The sequence below is a fragment of the Sporosarcina sp. NCCP-2716 genome (genome assembly GCF_023707985.1).
Classification (GTDB): Bacteria; Bacillota; Bacilli; order Bacillales_A; family Planococcaceae; genus Sporosarcina.
The window spans coordinates 575750-593930 of sequence record NZ_BRCF01000001.1 but is presented as its reverse complement, the minus strand read 5'-3'; the positions used below and the strand labels follow the sequence as shown (position 1 = coordinate 593930).

Sequence of the window (18181 nt, the reverse complement as noted above, 5' to 3'; positions counted from 1 at the left end):
GATCATTCTCTCCTTTCGCAGTACTCTGTTCCTTGTATGATCAGCGGCGGGACAGCACGCTTTTTTCGTTCTGCAGGAACTGGTTGCGCGCTTTCGCGACGCGTTCGATGCGCTCTTCAGCAAGACGGTCTGCGGCTACGTAGGATGGAATGCCGTCACGTTTCGAGATAGCGAAGATCTTTTCGATCGTCTGGTAGATCGTGTCGACTTTCTTCAGAGCGCGCTTCCGGTTGTAGCCGTCGAGTTCGTCAGCTACGTTGATGACGCCGCCGGAGTTGATGACGTAGTCCGGTGCATAGACCAGGCCCATTTCATGGATCTTGTCGCCGTGTTCCGGATTCTTCAGCTGGTTGTTTGCAGAACCTGCAATCACTTTCACTTTCAGCTGAGGGATCGTTTCGTCGTTGATGACCGCGCCGAGTGCACACGGGGAGAAGATATCCGCTTCCTGGCTGTAGATTTCATTGATACCGACTGCAGTAGCGCCGAAGTTGTCGACTGCACGCTGCACCGCTTCTTCGTTGATGTCCGTGACGATCAGTTTCGCACCTTCCTTGTGAAGGTACTCGCACATTGTATAGGCGACGTTCCCGACCCCCTGCACAGCGACCGTCTTGTCTTTGAGTGAGTCGCTTCCGAATGCTTCTTTAGCTGCAGCTTTCATACCTTTGTATACACCGAGAGCTGTGATCGGAGACGGGTTGCCTGAAGAACCGAATTCAGCAGAAACTCCTGTGACATAATCCGTTTCCAGGTGGATCAGGTCCATGTCCGCTTCGGTCGTACCGACGTCTTCCGCTGTTATGTAGCGGCCGTTCAGCCCTTCGATGAAGCGGCCGAATGCGCGGAACATTTCATCGTTCTTGTCCGTTTTCGGGTTGCCCATGATGACCGCTTTCCCGCCGCCGAGGTTGAGGCCGGCTGCTGCGTTCTTGTATGTCATGCCGCGCGCAAGACGAAGTGCATCTTCGATCGCTTCTTCTTCGCTCGCATATGTCCACATGCGTGTTCCGCCGAGAGCCGGTCCGAGCGTCGTGTCATGGATGGCGATAAATGCTTTCAACCCTGTCGTTTTGTCCTGGCAGATCACAAGCTGTTCATAATCGTAAGTTTCCATATATTTCATGATTTCCATTTGTAACTCCTCCAATTTATCGATCAGTTTTTACTTACAAGTAATGCGAGTGCCAATGAGTTCAGTTTCGTTTCCGCACTGTCCGCTCTTGAGGTGATGACGATGGGAGCGGAAGCCCCTTGGATGATTCCTCCGACTTTCGCGCCGGCAAAATATGTGAGTGACTTGTAAAGCATGTTGGCTGCCTCCAGATTCGGCGCAACCAGGATGTCCGCGTTCCCTGCGGCCGGACCGGTCAGGTTCTTATGGCGTGCGGCTTCCAGCGAAATCGCATTATCCAATGCGAGCGGTCCATCCACGATACAGTCCTCCAGCTGGCCTCGCTGATTCATCATCGTCAAGGCGGCAGCATCCAATGTTGCCTGCATCGCAGGGTTGACCGCTTCGACCGCGGCAAGCGGGACTACGATCGGCCGTTCCAGGCCGCACGACCGCGCAACGGCGACGGCGTTCCGGATGATCTGCGATTTGGTCTGCAGATCGGGCAGCAGGCTCATGGCCGAGTCCGTCAAATACAGTAGTTTCTTGTAACCCGGGACTTCGAACAGCGCCACATGAGACAGGACACTGCCTGTGCGCAGGCCCGATTCTTTCCGGAGTGCAGCCTTCATGAGGACCGCAGTCGTCAGGTTGCCTTTCATGAGCACTTGCGCTTCGCCGCCCGACACGGCATCGACGGCCGCCTCAGCAGCTTGTACCTGTCCAGCCGCTGCGACCAATTCCACGTCAGGGCTGCCGAGCAGTTCAGGACAGGTTTTGCGGATCTCCTCTTCCAGCTCAGCCTTATCGCCGAACAGTTTGAACACGGCGAGCCCTTTCGACACCGCATGCTGTACGGCTCTCAGGATATCGGGGTCCGCTGCGCAGGCGACGGCAGTGCATGGCCTGTCCGGAAGTGAAGCGGCCTGTTCAACAAGTTCAGCAAGTGTTTCCATTGTGCCATTCCTTTCCGTCAGATCAGTTTATATTTTTCAAGCTTATAATAGAGGGAACGGAGCGAAATGCCAAGTTTGTCGGCAGTCGCTGCTTTTTGGCCGCCGTTCTCTTTCAGTGCCGTTTGAAGTACATGTTTCTCATGGTCTTCCATGAGGGAAGCGAGTGTCCTTTTTTCAGGAATTGCGGTACCGGAGCCTGATTCGCTGCCCGTGGACAGTGCTCTGGCGATATCGTCTTCCGCGAGTTCGGAGGATCCCGTTTCCGAAAGGATCATCGCCCGGCTCAGCGCATTTTCGAGTTCACGCACGTTGCCCGGCCACTCGTAGGACTGCAGGCGCTTGAGCGCGCCGTCCGTCAGTACCGTGACGGACATGCCATACTCCTCGTTCAGCATCGCAAGCAGGACTTCCGCGAGCTTCGGGATATCTCCCGGCCGCGACCGCAGAGGAGGGATGCGGATCGACATCCTCGTCAGCTGGAAGTACAGCTCCTCGCTCAAGGAGCCGTCATGCACAGCCCTCTCCAGATTGGCGGAAGAGGAAGCGATGACACGCATCCCTGCCTGTCCCGGGCTTGAAGAGATGCCCGATTTCAAGTAGGTCAGAAGACTCTGCTGGACGGCTGGATCCAGCTCGGTGATTTCGTCAAGGAACAGCGTCCCCGTAAGTTCACCTTCCTTGATCTGCGTATGGATCCGCGACAATTCAGCGGAGTCGCACGACAGCGAGCTGCACGATATGCGGATGAACTCACCTCCGCTCCGTTTGCTGCCGGTATGGATAGCGTGGGCGAACAGCCCTTTTCCAGTGCCCGGCTCGCCCCGCAGCATGACCGGGATATCCGAGCCCGCCGAGATTTTCGCCTGGCCGACGGCGATGTTCAAGTCTTCGCTGTCGCCGATGATGTCTTCGAACGTGTAAGCCGACTCCAGTTCCCGGATCTGTGCTTTCGCATGATCGAGCTGCCTCATGAGGCTCCGCATTTCGGTGATGTCATGGATGACTCCGACACTTCCTTTGACTTCCCTGTCTACGACGATAGGCGCCACATTGACAATTACATCACGGTTGTTTCCGCCGATCCGCATATTGACACCGCGCACCGGACGCTTCGTCTCCAGGACCTTCATATGGATGCTCTCGCCGGAGCTGATGTCAGCAGTTGCCGGCTGGCCGATCACTTCCTTCTCCGACAGCCCCGTCAATCGCGTATACGCCGGGTTGATGAGGATGCCGAGTCCGTCCGCATCGACAACCGAGATGGCGTCATCACTGGAATGGATAATCGCTTCGAGCATCGTCTTGACACGCTTCAAATCGGTGATTTCTTCAGCCGTTTCGATCACGCCGGTAATGTCCTTGAAGACGGCGAATGCGCCAGTGACCGTACCGTCAGCATCCAGGATCGGATAGCGGGAGCTCAGAAGGTTCATTCCTGACGGCAGCTGCATTGCAGTATTGGAAACCGCTTCCCCGCTGCGCAGCACTTCCGGCAGCCCGGACGACGGGATGACGTCCTCGATCCGCCTGCCGGCTGCCCCGCTTCCGGGAATCCCAAGCATTTTGGAAGCGCTATCATTAAAGAGATGAATGAGACCTTCCGCATCGACAGAGATCATTCCTTCTTCGACGGAATGGAAGATAGCCTGATAGGCGGAGATGTCCGTCAGTGCTTTTTGCAAAGTCATTCAATATCCCTCATTTCACCGTGCAATCTTTTGCATTTCCCCTTCATCATACATCATCTGCTCCGTCTTGACAATCCTTGGACAGCCGGTAAAATGAAATACGATCGGAGGAGATCGTATGGCCCGTTTAACCGCCTTCATAGTCCTGATTATTCCGGGCATTGCAGCAGCTCTTGGCATCAAGCTGATGCGGGATGCCCTGTTCGGTGTCCTGTTCAGCCCATTCCCGTACATATGGCTGCAGTTCGCTGCAGGCTTCCTGCTCCTCGCGGCCGGCATCGGTTTTTTTGCCGGTTTCCTGTTCCGCCGGGATCAGCGCAAAGGAAGAATCCCGAAAAAGAAACCATAATCGAAAGAAACAGTCCCTGGCGCCGCATCACGGCATGAGGGACTGTTTTTTTCGTTCTTTTCTACAATTTCAGGAAAGGAAACGTGCGGGGTAATCGGTGATCCAGCCGCTTACATAAACAGGCGGCTGACCGACGAACGGTTCGGTGCCGTCCACGCCGTATACCCGGATCGGTTTATCGGTCCCCTGCCAGTGCGGTTCGTATGCTTCCGTCAGCATCCGCTTATGGAAATGGAAAGCATCGGCGGAAGGGTAATCGGACAGCGTGTTTTCTTTGAGTGACGATTTCCTCAGAAGGAGGGCGGACTCGATGTCAGGTGCCAACTCCTTCACGAGTTCGATCAGCCCATAGTCGAATGATGATATGTGATAGTCGCTGAGTACACTGAGCTGTCCGATAAGAGCGGGCAGGCATTCCGGACGTTCAGCTACCGTCTCCTTCAGCTCGACGTTCAGGCTCATATTTTGCATCAGGGCGAAGGACAATACGGAAGACAGGTCCGGGATGCGGTGTCCGGTGACCTTCCGCGTCCACCTGCTGCCGACACGCAATGTCCGGATCTCGGCGGCTTCGAGGTCGGAGATCCGTTTCCGGACTCCAGTGAGCCTTGCGAGATCCTCATCGTGGATAACGAAGAATACGCCGTCGCTTGATCGCTGGACGTCCAGTTCGATACCGTCAGCCCCTTCCTGCACGGCGCCTTCGAAAGCCTTCATCGTATTTTCGAAATAATTTCCGGATGCGCCACGGTGCGCATAGACACGCGGCCTCAGCCTTCCTACCATGCTCCTAACACCTCCCCGGCTGCAGTTGTCAGATGTTGAGCACACCATCCGTCAATTCGAACACCCCTTTGGTCGGGGAACTGAGGACGGATGACTTTGTGCCAACCTGGATAGTCACGCCTGCATTCGCCTCTTTTGTGATTTCGATCTGCGGACGGACCGCTGTCTTCATAATATGAAGTTTTTTCTGAATCAGTTCATCGAGAACGTATATTTCGTTCTGGCTGTCGTGTATCGTTTTTCTGACTTTCGCATACGCTTCCGCTTGAGAGCCTGCAAGCGTACTTGCAACAGCTTCAAGCGGTTCGATATGGACTTCCAGCGTGCAGATCTGCTGCTGCATGTCCTTGATGGACTGGGCGAGCTGCTGGATTTCGATCTGGAGTGCTTCCTTGTCGATCCCTCTGGCGATCAGGACGGTGTTCCGCTCGTGCTGGTTGCCGGCAGTCGCACATTCGATTCGGTACATAGCTTCCGTCCTGCCCCCGATGATCCTGCCTCTCAGCCGGTCGACATACACATGCTCGGCAGCCACTTCGCTGCCGAGCAGATACAAGCCCACCTGGATTGTCTGCGCATAGAGGATGCAGTCATTCGCATGCTTGATGAAAATGGTGCCGCTCGCTTCGAGCACCGTCGATCCCCCGCCGAAGATCCCCCCCTGGATGTAGATGTCCGATTGCTCCGATCGGATCTCTTTCGCATTGGTGACCCCTTCCTTTGCACCGACAGAGATGTCGCCTGTGGCAATTACACTGTAGCCTGCAAGGACAGTACCGGAAATGACGACCGTGCCGTCGAACGTGACCGATCCTGTTTCAGGGCCGACATCCCCTTCGATAACGAGCTGCCGGCCGACACCGACGACCCCGTTCTGGAACTCGAGCACCCCGCCATGCGCAGCCCGCAGGACGATCTTCCCCTGCTCCTCGGTTTCCTCGACGGACTTCCGGTCATAGAACAGTTTGACATCGAGTCCGCGCTTGCCCGGTATTTCGTTTCTATAGATATCCATCCCCGGCGTACCTTCTTCTGCCGGAATCTTCTCCCCGAGCCAGTCGCCTTTTTTGACAGGAGTCACGAAATTCATCTCATAGTAATTGGCGGAACCGTCTTCTCGGATGACCGGCCGTCTTTCAGGGGCTTCTATGTATTTTGTCTGTGCGTCTTTCCCTTTCAACGGTTCCTTTCCTTTCGCCGCAAGGAATGGCTGGCGGGGACGGACTGCATCCCAGTCGACCTTTAACCTGCCGCCCGTGATGCGGGCTTCGTCCAGAAGCGCATCCAAATAACCGGGAAGCGCTTCCAATTTTTCCTCCAGTTCTTCAGCCGTCAGAAGGATTTCCGCTTCGGCTTTCATGCTGCCAGAAGAAACCGACAGGACGATCTCAGGAGAATACGTGCCGATTTCCGTCATCGTTTCAACTGTCGACAAAGCGCGCCGTAATTCAGGGAATGATGATATCCTCAGACGCGGCAGCTGCTGGGTCACCTGGTCGAACGATTTCAGCGGGAATCCGCCTTTCTTCGTATAAAGGGAGACTGTATCATTTTCAAGTGTAAGGGTGATAAAGTCGTTTTCAAACAGCATCTGGTCCACCTCTCTTCTATTCCATTATAGGCTGTACCAGCGGATTGGAAATAGGTGATTGGTCCGCACTTCGCATTCCCCATTATCCAGCATCTTTTGTGAATTGCAACTTTTTACACAGGCATCATAAGGCGGTGCCGTTAATGGAGGAAACAAAAGGGCTGTCCGGCAGCGTTGGAGTTCCAACGCTGCCGGACAGCCTGAAGAATCAGCTTGCCATATGTTCAATACGGATCTTGTCTGCAATCATGGCGATAAATTCACTGTTAGTCGGTTTGCTTTTCAAGTGGTGGACCGTGTAGCCGAACGTCTTCGAGATCACATCGTAATTGCCGCGGTTCCAGGCAACTTCGATTGCATGCCGTATCGCCCGTTCGACGCGGGAAGGAGTTGTTTTATATTTTTCTGCGATTTCCGGGTAGAGAATCTTCGTGACGGCACCGAGCAGGTCGTGGTCGGCGTACACCATCTGGATCGCTTCCCGTAAGTATGAATAGCCTTTGATGTGAGCCGGTACACCGATCTCCTTGATGGTGGATGTGATGGCCGTATCGAGCATCTTCTGGGAGACAACTTCCTTCTCCTGTCCGGACGGCTGGACGGGCTGCTGCGCTTTCGCCGGTTTCTGGATACGGGCTGCCTGGAAGATCTGGTTGACGAGCTGCTCGAATTCAAACGGTTTCAGCATGAAGTACGAAGCACCGAGCCCTGCTGCCTGGGTCATGACGTCCTCCTGTCCGAACGCGGTGAGCATGATGATCTTAACATCCGACAGCTTGTCCTGCGACCGGATCGCTTCGAGAACTGCGATCCCGTCCAGATATGGCATGATGATATCGAGCAGCAGGACATCCGGCACCGTTTCCTCCAAGTTCTGCAGGCAAACCTTGCCGTTTTGCGCGGTCCAGCAGATTTCGATCTCCGGATGCTGTTCAAAATATGCGTTCATCGTTTTCACCAGTTCTTTGTTGTCGTCAGCAATTGCAATTTTTATTTTTTCCATTCCCTATTTCCCCCTTGTGATTCCCTTATTGGTTTTCTGCAGTTTCCTGTTCCCTAGACTAATTTTTTCGACAAAACTTCCCCACTTCCTTCATTCCCGGGGAAAATGAACCGTATGACATACGGTTTCTTCTTATTTCGACGGAGTTCTTCCGATTTTGACATTTTTATTAAAAAAAGAAACCAGCCGGGATATCCGGCTGGTTTCTGCGGTCATTTTCTACTTTGGTCCGTCATTTTTCCGAGGAATAGACCGGCTCCTTTTTCAGGCTGATCGACGAACATGTGCGTGACAGCACCGGCAAATTTGCCGTCCTGGATGACAGGACTGCCGCTCATCCCCTGCAGTATGCCGCCCGTCTTTTCGAGCAGCCGATTGTCTGTCAAAGTGAACAGAAACGAATCCGGGGATTTCTCCGTGATCATGATTGCGAATGACTCGACTTTCGTCCCTTCGATTGTCGTCAGGATTTCTGCGGGTCCCGCCGTCAGTTCTCCCGGCTGCATAACCTCCATCGGTTTCGTCAAGACTTCATTATAAGAAGCGTTCCATTTACCGAAAATACCGACCACACTATTCGTCACGATGGTGCCGAGTGTCTCGTTCTGATCGAGGATGGAGGAGATCTTATATCCTGGATGTCCAGGCGAACTCTTTTTGATCTGTTCAATTTCAGACAAATAGATCGAACCGCTCGTGAAATCGGGCGCACTGTTGAACGAACTGTCGATGATCTGGTGGCCGAGTGCGCCATACGTCTTCCCTTCCAGGTCGACGTAAGTCAGCGTGCCTGTCCCTTCGGTCGTGTCCTTCAGGAATGACAGCGACCGCTTGAACGTAAGGCCGTCCGTCCCGATCGCAAGTTCCTTGCCTTCCCGCTGCACTGACAGGGCAACTGTCTCTTCGTCCTGCAGCGCGGAGACCTGTTCGGTTAGCATTTGCAGAGAGTGTACCGGCGCACCATTGACATCGGTGATCCGGTCTCCCGCTTTCAATGACTGGCCTTTTCCGGATAACGGGAGATCGCCGGTTACATACACGCCGGCCAGTGTCAGCTGGATGCTGATCGAATTGCCCATCGGGATGATTGTTCCGGACGCCAGCGCTGCCACGGACTGTGCAAAGAACAACAGGACTGCCGCAACAGACGCCATGAAAAGTTTCAGCTGTCTATTCCATTCCATATGCCACCTCCTTCACATTGGGATTACCTTTAGATTGTCCGTTCGCGGACGGGTTATGAAAGGGTAAAACATGCAGAGGAGGAATGGAAAAAACGCCGGAACGGATTCCGGCGCGAAATGATTATAGAAGAGTCGTCTTCCTGGCATCCGCGAGCTGCAGAAGTTCCTCGGCATGACGCAGGGTGAGTGGTGTCACTTCAGCGCCTGAGAGCATTCTGGAAAGTTCCCGCGTGCGGTCTTCCGCCATCACATCCTGGATGGAGGTGCGTGTCCGTTCTCCGGTCACTTCCTTCTGGATCAGGTAATGGTGATCCGCCATCGCGGCCACTTGGGGCAGATGCGAAATACATAATACTTGGGAGTTCATGGCGACCATGGCGATCTTTTCGGCAATCGCCTGGGCGACACGGCCGCTGACACCGGTGTCCACTTCGTCGAAAATGATGGAAGTGATTCCCTGATGTTTCGAGAAAATCGTTTTCAGAGCAAGCATGACGCGGGATAATTCCCCGCCTGACGCCACTTTCACCAGCGGTTTCATCGGCTCCCCGACGTTTGTGGATATATAGAACGCCACATCATCGAACCCGTTATAATCGAAGACTCCGGCTTCTTTCCGGTCGATCCGCACTTCGAACACGGCCTTCTCCATATGAAGCTGCCGAAGTTGTTCCATGATCGCCGATTCGAGCATGCCGGCCGATTGTTTCCGGATTTCCGACAGCTCTCCCGCTTCGATCTCCAGATCAGCGCGCAGATGCTCGAGACGTTGCTGCTCTTTTTCGAGGCGGCCGTCCCGATTGACGAGTTCATCGAGCCGGTCAGCGATCTTGTCGCGGTACTGGAGGATTTCGTCGATGGAAGCGCCGTATTTCCGTTTCAGCGATGTGATGAGGGCGAGCCGGTCTTCCACCGCCTCGAGGCGCATCGGATCGAATTCCATTTCATCGATCATCCCTTTGATGTCGTGGGCGACGTCCTGCAAAGTATAGAAACTTTCCCCGGCAGATTCAGCTAAAGTCGTCAGATCTTTGTCGACCGTCGCAGCGTCTTCCAGGTCACTCATCGCATTGCCGAGGAAGTCGAGGGCATGCGAGTCCCCCTGCAGGGCATCATACGCATTATTCAGCCTGTCAAACAGCCTGTTGAAATGCTGCAGTTTCAGCCGTTCACCTTCCAGCGATTCCTCTTCGCCGTCCTGCAGTGCTGCTTCGTCGAGTTCGCGCAGCTGGAAGGAGTACAAGTCGATGCGCTGGGCGATCTGCTGCTCATTTTCGGAGGCGAGGCTCAGCTTCTTCCTGAGCTTGACATAATCCTCATACAGACCTGCGTAACTCTTCATAGCACCTTTGAACGGCTCTCCTGCAAAAGCATCGAGCAGGTGGATATGCTGTTTCTGGTGCATGAGTTCCTGGTTCTCATGCTGGCCGTGGATATCGATCAACTGCGAGCCGAGTTCGCGAAGGATGGCGATGGTGACAAGCTTGCCGTTCACGCGGCATGTCGTCTTGCCGCTCTGGTTCAGTTCCCGCTGCAGGATGATCGTACCATCTTCCGAGTCTATACCGAATTCGGCGAGCTTGCTGAAAACGGGATGATCATCAGAGGGGATCACGAACATCGCTTCGAGCTCCGCTTTCTTCGTTCCATGACGGATGAATTCAACGGACCCCCTGCCGCCTGCCACCAGCTGGACAGCGTCGATGATGATGGACTTCCCTGCTCCCGTCTCACCTGTCAGGACCGTCAGCCCTTCTTCGAAAGAAACGTGGAGCTCCTCTATGATGGCGAAATTTTTAATCGACAGTTCACTTAACAAGGGATGCTCCCCCTTCCTTACAGCATTGCCAGTAAGCGGTCCCTCACGGATTCCGCTCCGTTTTCTGTTCGGCAGATGATCATGCATGTATCATCCCCGCAAATCGTACCGAGCATTTCACTCCACTCCAGATGGTCGATCAGGGAACCGACTGCATGGGCGTTGCCCGGCAGCGTTTTCAGCACGAGGAAATGACTCGCCCCGTCCATGCTGATGAATGCGTCGGTCAGCATCCTGCGCAGCTTGGTTTCGAAATTGAACTGCGGCGCTGCAGGCAGACTGTACTTGTATCGGCCGTTCTGAAGCGGCGTCTTGAACAGGTGGAGCTCTTTAATATCCCGGGAAACCGTTGCCTGTGTGACATCGACCCCCGCTTGCTTCAAAGCATCCACCAGCTGGTCCTGTGTTTCGATTTCGCGTGAAGTGATTATCTCCCGTATCCGGAGATGCCGCTGCCCTTTGTTCATGTCCATCCCTCCACGTCCGGCTGCACGGCCTTCTTCTGAACGGGCCGATCGCTGTCGGCCAGCTAGTCCCGAAGCGAGGTATGTGCTTCTTTCGTCAGCCGGATAAAGTCGTCTTTTGTAAATTCAGTAGTCGGTGTCCCGCACGAGACCAGGTGGAAAAGGAACTCGATGTTTCCTTCCCCGCCGGTGACGGGGGAGAACGTCATGTCCTTCAGGCAGAATCCTTCCCTTGCTGCGAATTCGGATACGTGCTGGAGCACTTGCACATGGACCGCCGGATCCCGGACAATCCCCTTTTTCCCAACGTTTTCCTTGCCGGCTTCGAATTGTGGTTTCACAAGTGCAATAACATCCCCGCCCGGTAAGAGGATCTTCTTGAGCGGCGGCAGGATGAGCGCGAGGGAAATGAACGATACATCGATCGTCGCCAAGCCCGGAAGCCCTTCTGTGAACAGGTCGGGAGTCGCGTAGCGGAAGTTGCATTGTTCCATGACAGTGACCCGCTCATCCGAACGGATCTTCCATGCAAGCTGATTCGTGCCGACATCCAATGCGTAACAGTGGGAAGCTCCGTTCTGAAGCGCGCAATCCGTGAAACCGCCTGTTGAAGAACCGATATCCAGCATGATCTTCCCCTCTGCTGTGACATCAAACGCTTCGAGCGCTCTCTCCAGTTTCAGGCCGCCTCTGCTTACATATTTCAATGTCTTCCCCTTCACTTGCAGAGGAAGCGATGACTTGATCTTTTCACCGGGCTTATCCATCCGTAATTCGTTGGAATAGACGAGCCCTGCCATGATGGCGCGTTTCGCCTGTTCCCTCGTCTCAGCAAGACCCCGCTGGACGAGCAGGACGTCAACCCGCTCTTTCGGATCCGGATTGCTCATCGGAGTTCCTTCTTGCGTTCCTGCGCAGCAACCGCATCAGCAGTCATGTCGGCGAGGACGCCGGGTGTCATGCCGAGCTCTGCGAGAAGTGCATCCACGTCCCCATGTTCGATGAATTGGTCGGGGATGCCCATCCGGTAGATCGGCACCGCGGCTCCGCGGTCATCCGCATATTCGAGTACAGCGCTGCCGAACCCTCCGGCGAGTATCGCCTCTTCGACTGTGATGATCGGTTTCCCGGCAGCGAACAGTGAATCGAGCATCTCATGATCGAGCGGCTTGATGAACCGTGCGTTAACGATGCTGACGTCCAGCCCGCGTTCTGCGAGCATGTCCCTCGCTTCGAAAGCCATCGGGATGGTTGTCCCGAATGTCAGGATAGCTGCGTCTTTCCCTTCAGCGAGCACTTCCCATGAACCGATCGGCAGCACTTTCAGCTCATCATCCATCGGAATACCGAATCCATTCCCTCTCGGGTAGCGCATCGCAATCGGACCATCGTCGTATGCAATCGCCGTATTGACCATATGCTGTCCTTCGTTTTCGTCCTTCGGCATCATGATGACCATATTCGGCACGTGCCGGAGGAAGGCGATATCGAATACACCCTGATGCGTCTCACCGTCTGCACCGACGAGACCCGCGCGGTCGATGCCGATGAAGACATTCAGGTTCTGCCGGGCGATGTCATGGACGACCTGGTCATAGGCACGCTGCAGGAATGTCGAATAAATGGACAGGAACGGTTTCATGCCCTGTGTCGCCATCCCTGCTGCCATCGTGGCAGCATGCTGCTCTGCAATACCGACGTCGTAAAAACGTTCCGGGAATTCAGCTGCGAATCCTTCCAGTTTGGAGCCGACAGGCATGGCAGGCGTAATGACCGCCACGCGCTTGTCCTTCCGTGCGATCCTAGCGACAGTCGCTGCCACAAGACCGCTCCAAGAAGGTCCTTTCGCTGGTGATTTCACGAAGTCGCCCGTCTCGATCTTATAAGGACCTGTACCATGCCATGTGCCGATCTTGTCGTTTTCGGCCGGGTGATACCCTTTCCCTTTTTTCGTGATGACGTGGAGAAGGACAGGGCCTTCCATCTTTTTCGCATAGAGGAGGTTGCGCTCTAGTTCAGCGAAGTCATGTCCGTCAATTGGTCCGAGGTACGTAAAGCCGAGCTCCTCGAAAAAGACTCCGGAGACGACCAGATATTTCAGGCTGTCTTTCAGGCGTTCAGCGAGTGACGCCATTTTGCCTCCGACCGCCGGTATTTTCTTGATCAGATCTTCGACATCGTCTTTCACGCTGTTGTATTTGCCCGCAGTGCGGAGTTTCCCGAGGATCGAATGCAGCGCCCCAACGTTCGGAGCGATGGACATCTCGTTGTCGTTCAGAATGACGATCATATCCGTCTTCGCATGACCGATATGGTTCAGCGCCTCAAGCGCCATTCCGCCGGTCAGTGCACCGTCACCGATGATCGGGACGACATGATTGTGCTCACCTTTAATATCCCGTGCTGCCGCCATCCCCATCGCTGCGGACAGCGAAGTTGAACTGTGGCCGGTTTCCCACACATCATGCTCGCTTTCATCCCTCTTCGGGAATCCGCTGAGCCCTTTGTATTTCCGGAGTGTATCGAACTCACCCGCACGGCCTGTCAGGATCTTATGGACGTACGCCTGGTGGCCGACGTCCCAGATGAATTTGTCCGCCGGGCTGTCGAAATATTTGTGAAGCGCTATGGTCAGTTCGACGACTCCGAGATTCGGACCGATATGACCGCCTGTCACGGAGCATTTGTTGATGAGGAACTTTCTGATGTCCGCTGCCAGCTCTTCCATCTCTTCTGTATTCATGTTTTTAATATCCGATGGACTGCTGATCTTTGTAAGATCCATCTCTATCACACACCTTCATTAAGTTAATCCCTCTGTCTTCGGCTAAGTGCCCCTAGTATATCAATAACCGCCAGAACAGTACCATTTAGACGACTCGCTTCAAGCATTGCGATCAATGATATAATCGGCGATGTCCGCCGCCAGCGAACCCTTGAGGCCCGCCTCCAGAAGAGCTTCTTTGGCGCGGCGGTGGTGGTCCGCCAGTCTGCCGGCCGCACCGTCGAGGCCGAGAAGCGCCGGGTAGGTGCTCTTTTCACTCTCCGTGTCTTTGTTGGCCGTCTTCCCGAGCTGTTCAGTCGAGGCCGTGACGTCCAGTATGTCGTCCTTGATCTGGAAAGCCAGACCGATATTGCTTGAGAAGACACGCAGAGCGCTGAGCGTGTCGTCCGTCGCATGGGCAAGGAGCGCGCCGCATTCGACGCAGCAGGACAGCAGTGCGCCTGTCTTCAGGTTGTGGATCGTCTCAAGTTCCGTTAACGTCAGTTCCCTGCCTTCGCCTTCCATGTCAAGCACCTGGCCGCCGACCATCCCTTCTGCACCTGACGCCCTGCTTACAGAACGCAGGATCCGGATCATGGTTCCCGGATCGGTATGTGCAAGAGATGCGAGTTCTTCAAAAGCAAGCGTTTGCAGAGCATCAGCTGCAAGGACTGCAGCTGCCTCCCCGAATACGATATGGTTGGTCGGATTGCCGCGCCTGAAGTCGTCGTCATCCATGCACGGCAGATCATCATGGATGAGGGAATAGGTATGGATCAGTTCGATCGCGCCCGCGACCCGGATGGCGTCTTCCGACGTTGCACCTAGGTCTTCAAGGACTGCGAGGACAAGCAGCGGACGAATCCGTTTTCCGCCGGCGTCCACTGAATACGCCATCGCCTTCCGCAGCGTTTCCGGAACGTCCTTCTCATCGAACAGCCGGTCGAAATGAGTATGTAAAAGAGGCAGTTTTTCCTCCATGAACTGTTTCAGCCGCTTATTCACCCGCGTTCTCCCCTTTCGAAGGATCGAACTGAGCCGCCGCGTCCGTATTGTCGACAATCGTTATGAGCTGTTTCTCGGCATGCTGGAGCTTCTGCTGGCAGAATGCCGAAAGCTCCATCCCCTGCTTATAAAGCGTGATCGAGTCCTCAAGCGGAACGTCGCCTGTCTCAAGCTGCTGGACGATCTTTTCCAGCTGCATCATCGCTTCTTCGAACTTCATCGAATCGGTTTCCATTCATGATTCCTCCCTGTTCTGTGTGAGTGACCGGATTTCCGCAGTCGCGGTACCGTCCTGCAGTGTGATATCCACTGTATCGCCGGGCACCATGCCCTCCACGGATTTCACCATGCGGCCCTCCTTGTAGATGATGGAGAACCCGCGGTCCATCACGTTCAGCGGATTGAGTGCCTGCAGCATCCGCAGACGGGTGATGTACTGTTCCTGCTTCCTGCCCGCGATCTGGCTGATCGCTCTCGTCAGCCGTTCCTCCGAAGAGGAAGTCGCCTTCAGGCTGTTCTGCAGACGGACGAGCGGCGAGACATATTGGAGCCGTGACTGCCAGTGCTCCGCATGCTGGTTTTTGCGGTTCAGCAGCTCATTCCAGCTGCGGGTGAGCCGCTCGTCGAGCATCGCCTGTTTTTCGATGAACGGCCGGTACAGCCGATCCGGGTAGGCGAAAGGATAGGCGCTCTGCAGCCTGCCCAGCCGTTTCTGTTCACCTTGGAGACGGGAGGCGAGGAACCTGTAGATGACCCGCTTCCTGTCCAATATACGGCCCGCAAGTTCTTCTTGGGCAGGTACGGCCATTTCAGCAGCAGCAGTCGGTGTAGGTGCACGGTGATCTGCGACAAAATCGGCGATCGTCGTATCCGTTTCGTGACCGACTGCACTGATCGTCGGTATGCGGCAGGAGAACAGGGCACGGGCCACCGCCTCTTCGTTGAATGCCCATAAGTCTTCGATCGAACCGCCGCCTCGTCCGACGATGAGGACATCGATATCCGTCCGTCTGCCTGCCTGCTTGATCGCTTCGACGATCGACGGGACAGCCTGGCGTCCTTGTACTGCCGCCGGGAAGAGGACGATCTCAGCCATCGGGAACCGCCGGCCGATCGTCGAGCATATATCCTGGAACGCGGCTCCTGATTTCGCTGTCACGACGCCGACTTTCCCAGGAATCCAGGGAAGCGGCTGTTTCCAGCGTGCGTCGAACAGGCCTTCTTTACCGAGCTGTTCTTTCAATTGTTCATACGCCAGGAACAGTGCGCCGATGCCGTCCGGCTCCATCGTCTGGACATACAGCTGGTACTGGCCGCTGCTTTCATAGACGTTGACATCCCCGGTGATCAGGACGTTCATGCCGCTTTCCGGCCGGAATTGCAGCTTGGCCGCACTGCCGCGGAACATGGCCGCCTGAATCCGGCTTTTGTCGTCTTTCAAAGTGAAATAGATATGGCCGCTCGGATGCAGTTTCACGTTGGACAGTTCGCCTTTTATATAGACATTCCGCAAATGGCGGTCGGCGTCGAACTTCCGTTTGATATATTTTGTCACTGCCTGGACGGTCAAATATGGGTTGCTGGACAAGTCGGCTCCCTCCCCGCGTATAAAAAGCTGTCTCTTCTGGAAGAAACAGCATCATCGTTCTCTATGTAACGGCTGGATCAGCCATTTGTCGATATATAATTACTGCATGTTTGTGTTGCACTTTTCAGCGTGTTCTTCAGCAGCATCGTCACGGTCATCGGTCCGACGCCGCCCGGCACCGGTGTGATGGCGCTCGCTTTCTCCCGGACACTGTCGAAATCCACGTCCCCGCATCGTTTCCCGTGCTCGTCCCGGTTCATGCCGACATCGATGACGACGGCGCCCTGCTTGACGTGATCGGCGGTGATGAACTTCGCCTGGCCGATCGCTGCGATCAGGATGTCCGCCTGCCTGGTGAACGTTTCGAGGTTCTCCGTCTTCGAGTGGCAATACGTGACGGTTGCGTCTTGCTGGAGCAGCAGCTGTCCCATCGGCTTTCCGACGATATTGCTGCGTCCAAGGATGACGGCATGTTTCCCTGCGATCCCGACACCTGCCTGCTTCAGCAGCTCCATGATGCCTGCCGGTGTACAGGAGATGAATGAATCCTGCCCGATGATCATCTTCCCGACATTCTCAGGATGGAACCCATCGACGTCTTTCTTCGGGGAGATCGCCTGGATGACGGCACTTTCATCGATGTGGGGCGGCAGCGGAAGCTGCACGAGGATGCCGTGGATGGACGGATCGCGGTTCAGCCGGTCCACCGTGTTGAGCAGCGCCTGCTGGCTGACTTCACTCGGCAGTTCGATGAGCTCGGACTTCATGCCCGCAGCCAAGCTTGCTTTCTTTTTGTTCGTCACATACGTGCGGGACGCCTGGTTGTCGCCGACTAGCACGACGGCGAGTCCCGGACGGCAGCCTCTTTCGATAAGGCGGTCCGTGTCCGATTTGATCTGTCTTCTGATTTGTTCACTGATCGCTTTCCCGTCGATAATCCTTCCGGTCAAACGCGTCACATCCTTTGCTGTTCAAACTTCGAGAGAACCCCGTTGACGAAACGGCCGGACTTTTCATCGCCGAATGTCTTGCACAATTCGATCGCTTCGTTCACCGCCACTTTGTGCGGGACTTCTTCGTTATATAAGATTTCATAACCCGCCAGGCGGAGGACTGTCCGTTCGATCTTCGGAAGACGGTCCAATGACCAGTTTTCCAGTTTGTCGACGAGCGCCTGATCGATTTCTTCCTTGTGTTCGATCGTCCCCTTGACGAGAGACTCATAAAAAGGGTCAACCGGCCCTTCGATAATATAGCTGATCGCTTCTTCTGCAGGCAGTCCTGTCCCATCGAGCTGGAAAAGAGTCTGTACCGCTTTTTCTCTCGCTTCTCTTCGTTTCATACAAATGGTCTCCTTCGTTACTGTGTCGATTAGGCTTAATCATAGCACATCTGCTGCATGAAGATACAGTCGGAAACGGCAAAAGCACCATCCGAAGATGATGCTTTCACTCGTTTGCCCAATTATTGGATCGGTTCTGAGCGGATGCCGGTGACGTGGACATTGACTTCTCCGGCTTCGATTGAGGTCATATGGAAAACGGCTTCACGGATATTCCGCTGGACGTCCGTGATAAGGTGCGGTATCCGCTCTCCCTCTTCTGCGACGCAATAAACGTCGATGAGGAGACGGTTGTCCGCCCAGTCCGCTTTGACGCCTTTGCCATGCATGACTTTCCCGAATTTCTCCGCCACCCCGGCTGCAAAGTTCCCGGAAGTCATCGCAATCCCCTCGACTTCCGAAGTGGCGATGCCGATGATCACTTCGAGCACTTCAGGCGCCAGTTCGATTTTTCCGAGAGTCGCCTGTGAAGATGGGTTCGTTTCAATGAATGCAGGTTGTTTCTCAGACATGTCAGTTCGCCTCCTA

18 protein-coding genes are annotated in these 18181 nt (G+C 54.8%); 1 reads left to right on the top strand and 17 read right to left on the bottom strand.

Features of this window, described 5'->3' with window-relative positions:
- Positions 1-40: 40 nt before the first annotated feature.
- The 3 genes from NFU03_RS03125 to NFU03_RS03115 are packed head-to-tail and all read right to left on the bottom strand — an operon-like array spanning position 41 to position 3758.
- Positions 41-1135 carry a Leu/Phe/Val dehydrogenase gene (locus tag NFU03_RS03125; protein WP_251636023.1) on the bottom strand — a complete coding sequence of 365 codons (1095 nt, stop codon included), beginning with the start codon at positions 1133-1135 and terminating at the stop codon, positions 41-43.
- A 23-nt stretch (positions 1136-1158) separates the two neighbouring features.
- Positions 1159-2070 carry a bifunctional enoyl-CoA hydratase/phosphate acetyltransferase gene (locus NFU03_RS03120; protein ID WP_251636022.1) on the bottom strand — a complete coding sequence of 304 codons (912 nt, stop codon included), beginning with the start codon at positions 2068-2070 and terminating at the stop codon, positions 1159-1161.
- Positions 2071-2087: 17 nt separating this feature from the next.
- The gene (locus NFU03_RS03115) at positions 2088-3758 is read right to left on the bottom strand and encodes a PAS domain-containing protein (RefSeq protein ID WP_251636021.1); all 1671 of its coding nucleotides are present in this window, start codon (positions 3756-3758) and stop codon (positions 2088-2090) included.
- A 118-nt stretch (positions 3759-3876) separates the two neighbouring features.
- Between NFU03_RS03115 and NFU03_RS03110 the strand changes: the two genes are divergently transcribed.
- A complete protein-coding gene (locus NFU03_RS03110; RefSeq protein WP_251636020.1) occupies positions 3877-4107 on the top strand; it encodes a DUF2627 domain-containing protein in 231 nt (76 codons plus the stop codon).
- Positions 4108-4176: 69 nt separating this feature from the next.
- Here the strand turns inward: NFU03_RS03110 and NFU03_RS03105 are convergent, their stop codons facing one another.
- The 14 genes from NFU03_RS03105 to NFU03_RS03040 all read right to left on the bottom strand — a co-directional run bounded on the left by NFU03_RS03105 (position 4177) and on the right by NFU03_RS03040 (position 18165).
- Positions 4177-4893 (bottom strand): glycerophosphodiester phosphodiesterase, encoded by a 717-nt coding sequence (locus NFU03_RS03105; protein WP_251636019.1) that lies wholly within the window; start codon positions 4891-4893, stop codon positions 4177-4179.
- Between the two features lie 28 nt (positions 4894-4921).
- Positions 4922-6484, bottom strand: coding sequence for a flagellar assembly protein A (locus NFU03_RS03100; protein ID WP_251636018.1), 1563 nt, complete (start codon positions 6482-6484; stop codon positions 4922-4924).
- Between the two features lie 208 nt (positions 6485-6692).
- Positions 6693-7487 (bottom strand): sporulation transcription factor Spo0A, encoded by a 795-nt coding sequence (gene spo0A, locus NFU03_RS03095; RefSeq protein WP_251636016.1) that lies wholly within the window; start codon positions 7485-7487, stop codon positions 6693-6695.
- Between the two features lie 212 nt (positions 7488-7699).
- Positions 7700-8671, bottom strand: a complete 972-nt coding sequence (locus NFU03_RS03090; RefSeq protein WP_251636014.1) for a SpoIVB peptidase S55 domain-containing protein — start codon at positions 8669-8671, stop codon at positions 7700-7702.
- A 121-nt stretch (positions 8672-8792) separates the two neighbouring features.
- Positions 8793-10490: a DNA repair protein RecN gene (recN, locus tag NFU03_RS03085; protein ID WP_251636012.1), complete on the bottom strand. Its 1698-nt coding sequence runs from the start codon at positions 10488-10490 to the stop codon at positions 8793-8795.
- A 17-nt stretch (positions 10491-10507) separates the two neighbouring features.
- Entirely contained in the window at positions 10508-10957 is a 450-nt protein-coding gene (gene ahrC, locus NFU03_RS03080) for a transcriptional regulator AhrC/ArgR (RefSeq protein ID WP_251636010.1), read from the bottom strand.
- A gap of 62 nt (positions 10958-11019) precedes the next feature.
- Positions 11020-11844 carry a TlyA family RNA methyltransferase gene (locus tag NFU03_RS03075; RefSeq protein WP_251636008.1) on the bottom strand — a complete coding sequence of 275 codons (825 nt, stop codon included), beginning with the start codon at positions 11842-11844 and terminating at the stop codon, positions 11020-11022.
- Entirely contained in the window at positions 11841-13739 is a 1899-nt protein-coding gene (dxs, locus tag NFU03_RS03070) for a 1-deoxy-D-xylulose-5-phosphate synthase (protein WP_251636006.1), read from the bottom strand. The genes NFU03_RS03075 and dxs overlap by 4 nt, the downstream gene beginning before the upstream one ends.
- A gap of 99 nt (positions 13740-13838) precedes the next feature.
- Entirely contained in the window at positions 13839-14723 is an 885-nt protein-coding gene (locus NFU03_RS03065) for a polyprenyl synthetase family protein (RefSeq protein ID WP_251636003.1), read from the bottom strand.
- Positions 14716-14958: an exodeoxyribonuclease VII small subunit gene (gene xseB, locus NFU03_RS03060; protein WP_251636001.1), complete on the bottom strand. Its 243-nt coding sequence runs from the start codon at positions 14956-14958 to the stop codon at positions 14716-14718. Before xseB ends, NFU03_RS03065 begins: the two co-directional genes overlap by 8 nt.
- Positions 14959-16311: an exodeoxyribonuclease VII large subunit gene (gene xseA / locus NFU03_RS03055; protein WP_251635999.1), complete on the bottom strand. Its 1353-nt coding sequence runs from the start codon at positions 16309-16311 to the stop codon at positions 14959-14961.
- Positions 16312-16388: 77 nt separating this feature from the next.
- Complete coding sequence (gene folD, locus NFU03_RS03050) at positions 16389-17261, bottom strand: bifunctional methylenetetrahydrofolate dehydrogenase/methenyltetrahydrofolate cyclohydrolase FolD (protein ID WP_251635997.1); 873 nt, start codon at positions 17259-17261, stop codon at positions 16389-16391.
- Between the two features lie 5 nt (positions 17262-17266).
- Positions 17267-17653 carry a transcription antitermination factor NusB gene (gene nusB, locus NFU03_RS03045; RefSeq protein WP_251635996.1) on the bottom strand — a complete coding sequence of 129 codons (387 nt, stop codon included), beginning with the start codon at positions 17651-17653 and terminating at the stop codon, positions 17267-17269.
- A 122-nt stretch (positions 17654-17775) separates the two neighbouring features.
- A complete protein-coding gene (locus NFU03_RS03040) occupies positions 17776-18165 on the bottom strand; it encodes an Asp23/Gls24 family envelope stress response protein (protein ID WP_251635994.1) in 390 nt (129 codons plus the stop codon).
- Positions 18166-18181: the final 16 nt, after the last annotated feature.